The following is a 12,315-nucleotide window of genomic DNA, read 5'->3' as shown; positions in this document are numbered from 1 at the left end:
CCGCCTTTACAACTGAACACCGGAGAAGGACATAAAGCCCAACGCCATCAGCCCGGTGGTGATAAAGGTAATGCCCAGGCCGCGCAACCCTGCGGGGACATTGGCATACTTGAGTTTTTCGCGGATCCCCGCCATCGCGACAATCGCTAACATCCAGCCGGTGCCGGAGCCGAAGCCATACACCACCGATTCGACGAAGTTGTAGTCACGTTGCACCATGAAGGACACGCCGCCAAAGATGGCGCAGTTCACGGTGATCAATGGCAGGAAAATGCCGAGTGCGTTGTACAGCGACGGGAAGAAGCGATCGAGGATCATCTCCAGAATCTGCACCAACGCCGCAATCACGCCGATAAAGGTAATGAAGTTAAGGAAGCTCAGATCAACGCCTTCCACCAGCGCACCGTCGCGCAGGATCAGGTTGTAGACCAGGTTGTTCACCGGTACGGAGATCCCGAGCACCAGCGTTACCGCGATACCCAGACCAAAGGCGGTCGACACCTTTTTCGACACCGCCAGGAAGGTACACATCCCCAGGAAGAACGCCAACGCCATGTTCTCAACGAACACCGCGCGTACAAACAGGCTGATATAATGTTCCATCGGCCATTACTCCTTTTCGATCTGCGCTGGTTTCAGGGTGCGAAGCGCCCAAATCAGCAGGCCGATGATAAAGAACGCGCTCGGTGCCAGCAGGAACAGGCCGTTCGGCTGATACCAGCCGCCGTTCTGTACCGTCTCCAGCACCGGAATGCCGAACAGCTTGCCGGAACCGAACAGCTCACGCAGGAAGCCGACCAGCACCAGGATCACCCCATAGCCCAGCCCGTTACCGATGCCGTCCATAAAGCTCTCGATCGGCGGTGACTTCATGGCATACGCCTCGGCGCGCCCCATCACGATACAGTTTGTGATGATCAAGCCGACAAACACCGACAGCTGCTTGGAGATTTCAAACGCATAGGCGCGCAGCAACTGATCGACCACGATGACCAGTGAGGCAATAATCGCCATCTGTACGATGATGCGTACGCTGTTCGGAATATGGTGACGGATCAGGGAAATAAAGAAGCTGGAGAACGCGGTGACCAGCGTCACCGCAATGGTCATCACCACCGCCGTTTCCAGCTTGGTGGTTACCGCCAGCGCGGAACAGACGCCCAACACCTGCAAGGCAATCGGGTTGTTGTCGAACAGCGGCCCTAAAAGGACCCGTTTAATCTCTTTGGAATCAGCCATTTTTCAGCGCTCCTTCACGAACTTTTTGCAGGAACGGGCCAAAGCCGTGCTCGCCCAACCAGAAGTCAAAAGTATGCTGCACGCCGTTGGAGGTCAGTGTGGCACCGGACAAACCGTCGACCCCGTGTTCATCCCCCTGACGCGCCCCGCCTTTCACCACGCGGATCGCCGGTTGGCCGTTGTCGTCAAACAACTTTTTACCGATCCACTGCTGGCGCCAGCTGGCATTCTCAACTTCACCGCCCAGTCCCGGAGTTTCCCCCTGCTGGTAGTAAGTGATGCCTTTCACCGTGTTGCCGTCGTTATCCAACGCCACAAAGGCGTACATCATCGACCACAGGCCGGTGCCGTAGACGGGCAGCACGATTTTGTTGACCGCACCGCTGTCGTCGCGCACCAGGTAGATTTCAGCCTGATTGCTGCGACGCTTGATGCCGGCCGGATCGTCAGCCGCCGGCAGCGCTACGCTTTTGGCGTCATCACGCAGGGCCGCAGCCAGATCGAACGCCGTCGCCTTGCCGGTGACAAACTCACCGCTGTTCAAGTCCAGCAGGTGCGGTTCGATACGTTGGGTGAACAGCGCCTTGACCTGCTCGCCTTCCATTTTCGGTTGCAACAAACCGGCCACGTCGAGAATATTGCGCTGCTTGTCGAGCAACTTCTGTTCCTGCTGTTTGGACTTCAGGCCGACGGCGGAACCCGCCACCACCACAGAACACACCAGGCACAGCAGTAGTACCACCAGCAGCGTTTTACCGATGCTGTCGTTTTTAGATTCATTCGCCACGGGCTTTTCTCCGCTTGATGTTGGCCTGCACCACCAGGTAATCGAACAGCGGCGCGAACAGGTTGGCGAACAGGATCGCCAGCATCATGCCTTCCGGATAGGCCGGGTTGACCACCCGGATCAGCACGCACATCACGCCAATCAGAATGCCGTACCACCATTTCCCCTTGTTGGTAAACGAGGCAGAAACCGGGTCGGTAGCCATAAAGATCATACCGAAGGCGAAGCCCCCCAACACCAGGTGCCAGTACCACGGCATGGCGAACAGCGGGTTGGTGGTAGAGCCGATCGAATTGAACAGGAAGGCGGTAGCCATCATGCCAAGCATCACACCGGCGACAATGCGCCAGGAAGCCACGCGGCCAAACAGGATTATCGCCCCGCCGAGCAGGATCATCAGCGTGGAGACTTCACCGACCGAGCCGGGGATGTTGCCAAGAAACGCGTCCATCCAGCTAATGGAATGGCCGGTAGCCACGTTGCTCAGGCTGTGTGCCCCGCCCGCGCTCCACTGTGCCAGCGGAGTCGCGCCGGAGAAACCGTCGGCGGAGGTCCACACCAGGTCCCCGGAAATCTGCGCCGGGTAAGCGAAGAACAGGAATGCACGCCCCGCCAACGCCGGGTTAAGGAAGTTGCGTCCGGTGCCGCCGAATATCTCTTTGGCCACCACTACGCCGAAGGTAATACCCAGCGCGGCCTGCCACAGCGGTAACGTTGGCGGCACAATCAGCGCAAACAGAATCGAGGTGACGAAGAAGCCTTCGTTAATCTCATGCTTGCGAATGACCGCGAACAGTACCTCCCAGAAGCCCCCCACCAGGAACACCACGGCATAAATTGGCAGGAAATAGCAGGCGCCCAGCACCATTTTGCTGATCCAGCCCGCGTCCGCCGCCAGCGATGCCCCGAGCCATTGCGCCAACCGGTAGTGCCAATCGCCCGCCAGCACCTGCTGCAGTTGATCGCCACTGTAAAGGTGGTGCAGCGCCGGAATGGCCTGCTGGCCGACGTTGTACATCCCCCAGAACATCGCCGGGAAGACCGCCAGCCATACCAGGATCATCATGCGTTTCAGATCGATAGCATCGCGCACGTGCGAAGCACCGCGCGTCACCTGCCCCGGGGTATAAAACACCGTGGTGGTCGCTTCATACAGCGGGTACCACTTTTCCAGCTTGCCGCCCGGAGTGAAGTGATGCTCGATCTTTTCAAAAAAATTCTTCAGGCCCATCGGTTATCCTTCCTGCTCAATCTTGGTCAGCACATCGCGCAGCACCGGAGCGTATTCATACTTGCCGGGGCAAACAAAGGTGCACAGCGCCAGATCTTCTTCATCCAGCTCCAGACAGCCCAGCGCCTGCGCGCTGTCACTGTCACCCGCCAGCAGGTCACGCAGCAGCAGGGTCGGCAGGATATCCAGCGGCATTACCCGCTCGTAGTTGCCGATCGGCACCATCGCACGCTCACCGCCGTGAGTCGTGGTCGAGAAGGCAAACAACTTGTTCTTCAGGAAGTGGCCCAGCGTGGTGCGGGTAATGGAGAATTTATCCGGTGATGGGGCAATCCAACCAAACAGCTCTTTATCACGCCCTTCCTGCAGCACGGAAACCAACGAGTGGAAACGGCCAAGGTAAGCGTTCGGCCCGGCGACGTGGGTGCCGCTCAGCACCGAGCCGGAAATGACCCGGTTCTCGCCCGCTTTCAGACGGCCGGCGGTCAGTTCGTCGATGCTGGCGCCCAACCGGGTGCGCAGCAGTACCGGCTGTTCCACCTGCGGCCCGGCCAGTGCCACTACCCGGCGGGTATCGAGCTTGCCGGTAGTGAACAAGGTGCCGATGGCAATCGCGTCCTGATAGCCGATATGCCAGACGGTTTTTTTCAAACTGACCGGCTCGAGGAAATGAATATGGGTGCCCACCAACCCGGCAGGATGCGGACCGGCGAATTCGTTATAGGTCACCTGCGCATCGGGCTGCTTGCCCAGGGTCACCCCTGCGGCATGACAAACGTGCACCTTGCCGTCAGTCAGGCGAGCCAATACCGCCAGCCCGGCGTTAAACGCCGTCAACTGCTCGGAAATGATCACCTGCGGATCGGCGGCCAGCGGCTGGCTGTCGATGGCGGTAACGAAGATGGCGCGTGGGCTGGTGCCCGGTGCCGGTGTTTTGCTGAAGGGACGGGTGCGCAGTGCGGTCCACAGGCCACTGGCGATCAGTTCGCTTTCAACCTGTTCGCGCGGCAGCATCGTCAGTTCGGCGACCGGAAAATGAGCAAACTCCAGTTGATCATCGCCGCCGTTTTCAACGGCAATGACGACCGACTGCAATACGCGTCGTTCACCGCGGTTGATAGCCACAATGCGACCACTGGCAGGCGCGGTGAAGAAAACCCCGGGGGTCTTTTTATCTTCAAACAGTGCCTGGCCTTTTTTAACGCTGTCGCCTTCCTGCACCAGCATAGACGGGCGCATTCCGACGTAATCTTCCCCAAGCAGGGCGACATGCTGAATGACTGGGCCGTCCTGAATCGCCTGAACCGGGGTTCCGGCAATTGGCAGGTCTAACCCTTTTCTGATTTTAATCATAGGTTTTATACGATGTTGGTTAGTTTCACACGTCTTACCGACCCCAGAGGCTGGTACTGACGATGCCTGGATGATGAGGCCGCATCAGCAGCCTCTGGGTTGAGCGCAACGGCATCACGCTCAACATGAAATCTTTCGCACTGATAAAATGGGCTAACGTACATTCCGTTGATTAACTCCTGCGTCCATTTTTTGCGCATTTATTCGAGCCGGAATATTAACATTTTCCACAACATTTTTCTGCGTCAGGCAGTGACCTGAGTCAAGCAAACACAATTAAATTTCGGCCGTTTTACGCGACTAATCGTTAAAATCTGCCTATAGATTCACTTTTATCGAAGTTTGTAGTTTTTTTATACACATCGCATATTGCTAAAAAAGAACACACTGGTAATCTGGCGGTGTTTTAAGACCGTAAAACAATAATCAGTGGCATGTTGGCCAATTGCATTGAGCCGACAGATAAATATAAGCAGGAATAATAATGAGCAAAATCGCGTTGTTGTTTGCGATGCTTTTTTCTATGCCGATGATCACGGCCTGCAGCGCCAGCGAGCAGGTTCCCGAGGTTCCGGTAGTTAAGCAGCAATTAGTGGGTTCACCGGTCTATATTCAGATCTTCAAAGAAGAACGCACGCTGGAATTGTATGCCAAAATGGGCAACGAATTCCGTCTGGTGAACTCTTTCCAAATCTGTAATTTCTCCGGCGGCCTCGGCCCGAAACGCCGTGAAGGTGACTTTAAGAGTCCGGAAGGCTTTTATAGCGTCGACGCGCGCCATCTGAAACCCGACAGCAAGTATTATCGGGCAATCAATATCGGCTTCCCAAATGATTACGATAAATCACAGGGCTATTCCGGCGCTTATCTGATGATCCACGGTGAATGTAAATCGATTGGTTGTTATGCGATGACCAACACCTATATGGATGAGATTTACCGCTACGTCGAAGCTGCGTTCGCCTACGGCCAAAACCGGATTGATATCAGTATCTATCCGTTCCGCATGACCGATAAGAACCTGAAACGCCACAGTTCTTCCAGCTACATCGCCTTCTGGCGTCAGCTGAAACCGGGCTATGACTACTTTGTCAAAAACCACCAGCCACCGATGGTCAGCGTAGCCAATGGTCAGTACGTATTGGGTCAACCCGTGCTGAGCAGCGGCCAGATGACGCAGTATGCGTCAAACACGGCTCCCGCTGTCAGTACCAATCCCTTCGCTCAGGCCAAGCCGCTCACCGAAGTGAAATAATGCGAATTCGCCTGGTGCAATCTTGTGCCAGGTTTCATTCGCCGTCAGCGGCTGGGTAGCAATCACCGTGACCACATCGTTGGGCGTGGTCTGCTGCTGAAAATCAATCTCTACATCCTGATCGAGTAACGTGGCTTTGCCAAACGGCGCGCGCCGCGTGATCCAATACAGGTTGGTGGAGCAATAAGCCATCACAAAGCGCCCATCCGACAGCAACATATTGAATACCCCCTTCTGACACAGTTGATCCGCCAGCAGAGCGATATAACGGAACACCGGCGGCCAACGGCTCGGGGTACGCGGGTATTTCAGGGAAAGCTGATGCAGTAACCAGCAGAAAGCGTACTCGCTGTCAGTCTGGCCAACCGGGCGAAAAGTGCCGGTTTCCAACTGACGGTAGCCTTTCAACTGCCCATTGTGCGCGTAGGTCCAGTTACGGCCCCACAGTTCGCGGGTAAACGGGTGGGTATTCTCCAGCGCCACTTCACCGCGATTGGCCTGACGGATATGTGATACTACCGCGCAGGATTTGATCGGGTATTCCTGCACCAGACGGGCGATCGGCGAGTCGAAACTCGGCTGGGGATCCTTAAACGTGCGGCAACCGTTCCCTTCATAGAAGGTAATGCCCCAACCATCTTTATGTGGCCCGGTACGGCCACCGCGCTGAACCAGCCCGGTAAAGCTAAAGCAAATATCGGTCGGTACGTTTGCGCTCATCCCGAGCAATTCACACATCGCCAGCCACTCCTTAACTCCCACTGACACCGTCTATTCGGGCGCGATCAACTGCGCCCCTGTGCATTATTAACGGGGGCGCCATGCCCCCTAAAGCCGTTAAGCCTTAACCATCTCTTTTTCAATCAGCTGAATCAAGATGTGGATCGCTTTGATATGAATTTCCTGAATGCGGTCTGCGTAACCGAAGTGCGGTACGCGGATTTCCACATCGGCAGAACCGGCCATTTTACCGCCGTCTTTGCCGGTCAGGGTGATCACTTTCATCCCTTTGGCGCGCGCCGCTTCGATGGCTTTAATGATGTTGCCGGAATTGCCTGAGGTGGAAATACCCAGCAATACGTCGCCTTCACGGCCTACCGCTTCCACATAGCGTGAAAATACATACTCGTAACCAAAGTCGTTGCTGACGCAAGACAGGTGGCTAACGTCGGAAATGGCAATCGCCGGATAACCCGGACGGTTTTCACGGTAGCGGCCAGTCAGCTCTTCGGCAAAGTGCATCGCGTCACAGTGGGAGCCACCGTTACCGCAAGAAATGACTTTCCCACCGGCTTTAAAGGAATCGGCCAACAGCACGGCTGCGCGTTGGATCGCGTCGATATTGGCGTCGTCATTGATAAATTTCGCCAGGGTATCGGCCGCTTCGTTCAGTTCACTACGAATAAGGTCGTGGTACATGAGGAACCTCTTGTTATCGTCAATCTTCCGCCCCGCAGTGTAACGGATCGGGGAAAAACCGAGAAGCATTGTCAGTCAAACAGCAGCCCGGTTGAGGCGCCGATGAGGTTTTTGATGATTGATGCGGTCAGTTTGTGACTTAAGTTGTAATTAAACTGTAAATGCATTGATAAAAATATGGGGTTGTACTAAAACCTATTACATACACACAACAGGTCAGACCTCTTGCCACTTCGGAGCTTCTTATGATGGTTCTTAGTATTGTTGTTTTACTGGCACTCATTGGTGTGGTGTTTTATCACCGAGTGAACCTCACCCTCAGTAGCCTTATTCTTCTGGCATACACCGCCGCCATGGGCGCCATCGGTCTGTGGACCTTCTGGATGCTGCTGCCGCTGGCGATTATTCTGCTGCCACTGAACGTCACGTCACTGCGCCGTTCGTTGCTGTCTGCACCGGCGCTGCGCGCGTTCCGCAAGGTGATGCCGCCAATGTCCACCACCGAAAAGGAAGCGATCGAAGCCGGGACCACCTGGTGGGAGGGCGATCTGTTCCGCGGTACGCCGGACTGGAACAAGCTGCATAATTACCCTAAACCGCAGTTGACCGCCGAAGAACAGGCGTTTATCGACGGTCCGGTGGAAGAAGCCTGCCGCATGGCCAACGATTTCCAGATCACCCATGAACTGGCCGATTTGCCTCCGGAACTTTGGGCATACCTGAAAGAACACCGCTTCTTCGCGATGATCATCAAGAAAGAATACGGCGGCCTGGACTTCTCTCCTTATGCTCAGGCACGCGTACTGCAAAAACTGTCCGGTGTTTCCGGCATTCTGGCCATCACCGTCGGCGTGCCGAACTCCCTCGGTCCGGGCGAGCTGCTGCAACATTACGGTACTGACGAACAGAAAAACCATTACCTGCCAGGCCTGGCGCGCGGCGACGAGATCCCTTGTTTCGCCCTGACCAGCCCGGAAGCGGGTTCCGATGCCGGTGCCATTCCGGACGTCGGCACCGTCTGCATGGGCGAGTGGCAAGGCGAACAGGTTCTGGGCATGCGCCTGACCTGGAACAAACGCTATATCACGTTGGCACCGGTGGCGACCGTGTTGGGCCTGGCGTTCAAACTGCATGACCCGAACCACCTGCTGAGCACCAATGAATCACCGGGCATCACCTGTGCGCTGATCCCAACCAGCACGCCGGGTGTTGAAATCGGCAACCGTCACTTCCCGCTGAACGTGCCGTTCCAGAACGGTCCGACTCGCGGCAATGACGTGTTCGTCCCGATTGATTACATCATCGGCGGGCCAAAAATGGCCGGTCAGGGCTGGCGTATGCTGGTTGAGTGCCTGTCGGTAGGTCGCGGTATCACCCTGCCTTCCAACTCTACCGGTAGCGTGAAATCCATGGCGCTGGGAATAGGCGCATACGCCCATATCCGCCGTCAGTTCAAACTGTCGATCGGCAAGATGGAAGGTATCGAAGAGCCACTGGCGCGTATCGCCGGTAACACCTATGTGATGGATGCAGCGGCTACGCTTATCACCAGTGGTCTGATGCTGGGCGAGAAACCGGCCGTGCTGTCGGCCATCGTGAAATACCACTGTACCCACCGCGGCCAGCAGGCAATCATTGATGCAATGGATATCGCCGGCGGTAAAGGCATCATGCTGGGTAAATCCAACTTCCTGGCCCGTGCCTATCAGGGCGCGCCTATCGCTATCACGGTAGAAGGCGCCAACATCCTGACCCGTACCATGATGATCTTCGGTCAGGGTGCGATCCGTTGCCATCCTTATGTGCTGGACGAAATGGCGGCAGCGCAGAATAACGACCTGAACGCCTATGACAAATTGCTGTTCGGCCATCTGGGCCACGTGGGCAGCAACAAGGTACGCAGCTTCTGGCTGGGTCTAACCAACGGCCGCACCAGCAGTACACCGACCAAAGATGCAACTCGTCGTTACTACCAGCAGTTGAACCGCCTGAGCGCTAACCTGGCGCTGCTGTCGGACGTTTCCATGGGCGTACTGGGCGGCAGCCTGAAGCGCCGTGAGCGTATCTCCGCCCGTCTGGGGGATATTCTCAGCCAAATGTACCTGGCTTCCGCTTCGCTAAAACGCTTTGAAGATGAAGGTCGTCAGAAAGAAGATTTGCCGCTGGTACATTGGGCCGTACAGGACAGTCTGCATCAGGCAGAACAGGCGCTGGACGATCTGCTGCGCAACTTCCCGAACCGCTTTATCGCCGGCGTGATGCGTCTGGTTATCTTCCCGTTAGGCCGTGTGCATACTGCACCGTCTGACCGTCTGGATCACCAGTTGGCCAAGATTATCCAACAGCCGTCCGCCACCCGTAGCCGTCTGGGTCGTGGTCAGTATCTGACGCCAAGCGAGCATAACCCGGTCGGTCTGCTGGAAGCCGCACTGGTTGACGTGATCGCCGCCGAGCCGATCCACGATCGTCTGTGCAAGGCGGCTGGCAAGAACCTGCCGTTCACCCGACTGGATCGTCTGGCGCAGCGTGCGCTGGAAGAAGGCAAGATTAACGCCGACGAAGCGAAGATCCTGGTGAAAGCCGAAGAGAGCCGTTTGCGTTCCATCAACGTGGATGACTTTGAGCCGGATGCGCTGGCGGCCAGTAAGCCGGAAAAGTTGCTCAAGCAGGATAAGCGCCAGAAACACACCGAAGCCGCGTAACTGCAATAAACTGACTTACCCAGGGGCGATAATCATCGCCCCTTTTCTATTTATCCCCATAAATGCGCAGAGCTTCGCAACGTTATCAGAACGGCTAATTTAACCCTGGGGATAATCGGATAGACTGCGGATGGGTGCTCTGGATCTTTCTGTCCGGAGCCTTGGTAACGGATAGAAAGAGAAAGGCCCCGAGTCGATATTATCAACCCGAGGCCACTCTGTATGTCCAAACAACATCAGGTTAGCCTCTTACCCGCCGCAAGGCAAGGATAAGGAGGTCAAAAATGCAGCAGGAACGGGTCGTTCTGAGGCTGATGATTATCTGCATCACGCTGATAGCGCTGATGTGGATCACTCGCGGTTCGCTATGTGAACTGCGCATCACACTGGGAGACACGGAGGTTGCCGCCATTTTGGCTTACGAACCCGAAGGGTAAGGCAACCCAACGGCGGGGCTTGCCCCGCCTGTTGGTTGTTAGCGACGGATCCATGAGCACCCTTCCCCCTGCCAGACTTACGGATTTGCATCATCGCCCCCTTTCACCGGCATTCCGTTCAAAACTGCGCGGTGCTCCGCACCTTATCAGAACGGCTAATTTAACCCTGGGGACTATCGGATAGACTGCGGATGGGTGCTCTGGATCTTTCTGTCCGGAGCCTTGGTTACGGATAGAAAGAGAAAGGCCCCGAGTCGATGTAATCAACCCGAGGCCACTCTGAACGCCTAGCAACGTCAGGTTAGCCTCTTCCCCGCCGCAAGGCAAGGATAAGGAGGTCAAAAATGCAGCAGGAACGGGTCGTTCTGAGGCTGATGATTATCTGCATCACGCTGATAGCGCTGATGTGGATCACCCGCGGTTCGCTATGTGAACTGCGCATCACACTGGGAGACACGGAGGTAGCCGCCATTTTGGCTTACGAACCCGAAGGGTAAGGCAACCCAACGGCGGGGTTCGCCCCCGCCTGTTGGTTGTTAGCGACGGATCCACGAGCACCCTTTTCACCATATCCAGGAGGCTTAGCCGTTCTGGCGGATGCGCGCCAACAACGCGTCGATATGTTCGATTTGCGACGCGTTGACGATCAGCGCGCGGCCCAGACTCAACGCACTGCGCTGGCATTCGGCACGCATATCGTCATCGCTGATGCTGTCCAGATCGGCAACGTGCGCCAGACCTATGGTGCGACGGATCAACTCACTACCACAGTAACCAACCGCATCGGTCCACACCTGTTGCAGAAACTGTTCGGCGTAGCCCGGAACTGCCAGCGCCAGTTCTCGTGTCTGTTGGTGACACAATGCCAGGAAACGATCGGCAAAAATCAGCCAGAGTTCGCGAACATCCTGCAAGCGCTGCTCGCGCCCGGCAGCGGCGTCACGCGGCCCCAAAAGCCCTGGCAGACCGCAATAGTTCAGTAACAAATTGCCCAATACGCTGCCGACGTCGAAACCGATCGGGCCATAGAAACCAAACTCGGCGTCTATCGCCTTCAGCTTGCCTTCCGCGACAAAAACCGAGCCGCTGTGGATATCACCGTGCAACAGCGCTTCCGCCTTGCTCAGGAAACGATGCTTCAATCCGGCGACCGCCAGCCTCAGTGCCGCATCGTCACGCAGCTCAAGGACCTGCGGCAACAGCACCGGCTCAAACTGATTACGCTCATGGTCAATATAGGGATCGGTAAAGAACAGATCTTCGGTGATCTGGCACAGTTCGGGGTTACTAAAGCGACTAACCTCCGCTTTTTTCTCCTGCGCGGTCTGATAAAAGTCAGAAGTATGGAACAGGGTTTGCGCCAAATACTCCGCCAGTTGCCCGGCAGCCAACGGGTAATAGTGCCCCTTGAGTAACTCACTGCGCCAGATATGGTGATCAGAAAGATCTTCCTGCACCATCACCGCCAGTTCAGGATCGTGATACAACACCTTTACCGTATGCCTTGGACAAAAACCGCCATGGATCAACAGGGTTTCCGCTTCAATACGTGCGCGATCCAGGGTTAACGGCCAGGATTCGCCCACGCATCGAACATACGGCAGCGCCTGTTTGACTATCACCCGGCTCACACCATCACGATCGCGGATCTTGAACACCAGGTTCAGATTACCGTCACCAATCTCGTCAGCGCTCACCAACGCCTGGGGATCGGCTAACTGCCCATATTGACGGGCATACTCAACGGCATCAGCAGCAGTAAACGTACGATAATGCGACATTCCCAACCCCTCTGAACTTTCTCACTGACCCAGCGATTATATTTTTTTAGACGTAAAAGCATTTGGACGTCTATACATCCGGAAGTCATGTTGGCAGAATAGCTTTCCAGA

Annotated in this window: 12 protein-coding genes; 4 read left to right on the top strand and 8 right to left on the bottom strand. The window is 55.9% G+C overall.

All coding sequences use genetic code 11. The features are described from left to right. Window positions 1-6: 6 nt before the first annotated feature. The 5 genes from nqrE to QOT07_RS04515 are packed head-to-tail and all read right to left on the bottom strand — an operon-like array spanning window position 7 to window position 4,610. On the bottom strand, window positions 7-603 hold the full coding sequence (gene nqrE, locus QOT07_RS04535) for an NADH:ubiquinone reductase (Na(+)-transporting) subunit E (RefSeq protein WP_085115343.1): 597 nt from the start codon (window positions 601-603) through the stop codon (window positions 7-9). Between the two features lie 6 nt (window positions 604-609). Next, the gene (locus QOT07_RS04530; protein WP_020825369.1) at window positions 610-1,239 is read right to left on the bottom strand and encodes an NADH:ubiquinone reductase (Na(+)-transporting) subunit D; all 630 of its coding nucleotides are present in this window, start codon (window positions 1,237-1,239) and stop codon (window positions 610-612) included. Then, window positions 1,232-2,026: a Na(+)-translocating NADH-quinone reductase subunit C gene (locus QOT07_RS04525; protein WP_085115342.1), complete on the bottom strand. Its 795-nt coding sequence runs from the start codon at window positions 2,024-2,026 to the stop codon at window positions 1,232-1,234. The genes QOT07_RS04530 and QOT07_RS04525 overlap by 8 nt, the downstream gene beginning before the upstream one ends. Beyond that, complete coding sequence (locus tag QOT07_RS04520) at window positions 2,016-3,257, bottom strand: NADH:ubiquinone reductase (Na(+)-transporting) subunit B (RefSeq protein WP_085115341.1); 1,242 nt, start codon at window positions 3,255-3,257, stop codon at window positions 2,016-2,018. The genes QOT07_RS04525 and QOT07_RS04520 overlap by 11 nt, the downstream gene beginning before the upstream one ends. A 3-nt stretch (window positions 3,258-3,260) precedes the next feature. Continuing rightward, on the bottom strand, window positions 3,261-4,610 hold the full coding sequence (locus tag QOT07_RS04515) for a Na(+)-translocating NADH-quinone reductase subunit A (RefSeq protein WP_283602624.1): 1,350 nt from the start codon (window positions 4,608-4,610) through the stop codon (window positions 3,261-3,263). 484 nt (window positions 4,611-5,094) lie between these two features. Here QOT07_RS04515 and dpaA point away from each other — a divergent pair, with 484 nt between their 5' ends. Next, window positions 5,095-5,865 (top strand): peptidoglycan meso-diaminopimelic acid protein amidase, encoded by a 771-nt coding sequence (gene dpaA, locus QOT07_RS04510; protein ID WP_207976395.1) that lies wholly within the window; start codon window positions 5,095-5,097, stop codon window positions 5,863-5,865. On the opposite strand, the gene QOT07_RS04505 is transcribed toward dpaA, so the two are convergent. Both QOT07_RS04505 and lpcA read right to left on the bottom strand, forming a co-directional pair. Further along, window positions 5,797-6,603 (bottom strand): class II glutamine amidotransferase, encoded by an 807-nt coding sequence (locus tag QOT07_RS04505; RefSeq protein ID WP_283602623.1) that lies wholly within the window; start codon window positions 6,601-6,603, stop codon window positions 5,797-5,799. The genes dpaA and QOT07_RS04505 overlap by 69 nt on opposite strands. Before the next feature lie 99 nt (window positions 6,604-6,702). Then, window positions 6,703-7,284 (bottom strand): D-sedoheptulose 7-phosphate isomerase, encoded by a 582-nt coding sequence (gene lpcA / locus QOT07_RS04500; RefSeq protein ID WP_004949058.1) that lies wholly within the window; start codon window positions 7,282-7,284, stop codon window positions 6,703-6,705. A gap of 245 nt (window positions 7,285-7,529) precedes the next feature. Here lpcA and fadE point away from each other — a divergent pair, with 245 nt between their 5' ends. From fadE to QOT07_RS04485, 3 genes are all read left to right on the top strand, one after another. After that, window positions 7,530-9,986, top strand: coding sequence for an acyl-CoA dehydrogenase FadE (fadE, locus tag QOT07_RS04495; RefSeq protein ID WP_261415313.1), 2,457 nt, complete (start codon window positions 7,530-7,532; stop codon window positions 9,984-9,986). A 284-nt stretch (window positions 9,987-10,270) separates the two neighbouring features. Beyond that, window positions 10,271-10,423: a Hok/Gef family protein gene (locus QOT07_RS04490; protein ID WP_085115335.1), complete on the top strand. Its 153-nt coding sequence runs from the start codon at window positions 10,271-10,273 to the stop codon at window positions 10,421-10,423. Between the two features lie 344 nt (window positions 10,424-10,767). Continuing rightward, window positions 10,768-10,920 (top strand): Hok/Gef family protein, encoded by a 153-nt coding sequence (locus QOT07_RS04485; protein ID WP_085115335.1) that lies wholly within the window; start codon window positions 10,768-10,770, stop codon window positions 10,918-10,920. A gap of 84 nt (window positions 10,921-11,004) precedes the next feature. Here the strand turns inward: QOT07_RS04485 and mtnK are convergent, their stop codons facing one another. Continuing rightward, a complete protein-coding gene (gene mtnK / locus QOT07_RS04480) occupies window positions 11,005-12,204 on the bottom strand; it encodes an S-methyl-5-thioribose kinase (RefSeq protein WP_262261407.1) in 1,200 nt (399 codons plus the stop codon). Between the last annotated feature and the right edge of the window lie 111 nt (window positions 12,205-12,315).

This window comes from Serratia proteamaculans, from assembly GCF_949794035.1.
GTDB classification, from domain to species: domain Bacteria; phylum Pseudomonadota; class Gammaproteobacteria; order Enterobacterales; family Enterobacteriaceae; genus Serratia; species Serratia proteamaculans.
This window is presented reverse-complemented; position numbering and strand designations above follow the sequence as displayed.

What these genes read in the sequence shown, in the direction of transcription:
- nqrE (WP_085115343.1), bottom strand. Translation starts at nt 603, where the DNA reads ATGGAACATTATATCAGCCTGTTTGTACGCGCGGTGTTCGTTGAGAAC.
- QOT07_RS04530 (WP_020825369.1), bottom strand. Translation starts at nt 1,239, where the DNA reads ATGGCTGATTCCAAAGAGATTAAACGGGTCCTTTTAGGGCCGCTGTTC.
- QOT07_RS04520 (WP_085115341.1), bottom strand. Translation starts at nt 3,257, where the DNA reads ATGGGCCTGAAGAATTTTTTTGAAAAGATCGAGCATCACTTCACTCCG.
- QOT07_RS04515 (WP_283602624.1), bottom strand. Translation starts at nt 4,610, where the DNA reads ATGATTAAAATCAGAAAAGGGTTAGACCTGCCAATTGCCGGAACCCCG.
- dpaA (WP_207976395.1), top strand. Translation starts at nt 5,095, where the DNA reads ATGAGCAAAATCGCGTTGTTGTTTGCGATGCTTTTTTCTATGCCGATG.
- QOT07_RS04505 (WP_283602623.1), bottom strand. Translation starts at nt 6,603, where the DNA reads ATGTGTGAATTGCTCGGGATGAGCGCAAACGTACCGACCGATATTTGC.
- lpcA (WP_004949058.1), bottom strand. Translation starts at nt 7,284, where the DNA reads ATGTACCACGACCTTATTCGTAGTGAACTGAACGAAGCGGCCGATACC.
- fadE (WP_261415313.1), top strand. Translation starts at nt 7,530, where the DNA reads ATGATGGTTCTTAGTATTGTTGTTTTACTGGCACTCATTGGTGTGGTG.
- QOT07_RS04490 (WP_085115335.1), top strand. Translation starts at nt 10,271, where the DNA reads ATGCAGCAGGAACGGGTCGTTCTGAGGCTGATGATTATCTGCATCACG.
- QOT07_RS04485 (WP_085115335.1), top strand. Translation starts at nt 10,768, where the DNA reads ATGCAGCAGGAACGGGTCGTTCTGAGGCTGATGATTATCTGCATCACG.
- mtnK (WP_262261407.1), bottom strand. Translation starts at nt 12,204, where the DNA reads ATGTCGCATTATCGTACGTTTACTGCTGCTGATGCCGTTGAGTATGCC.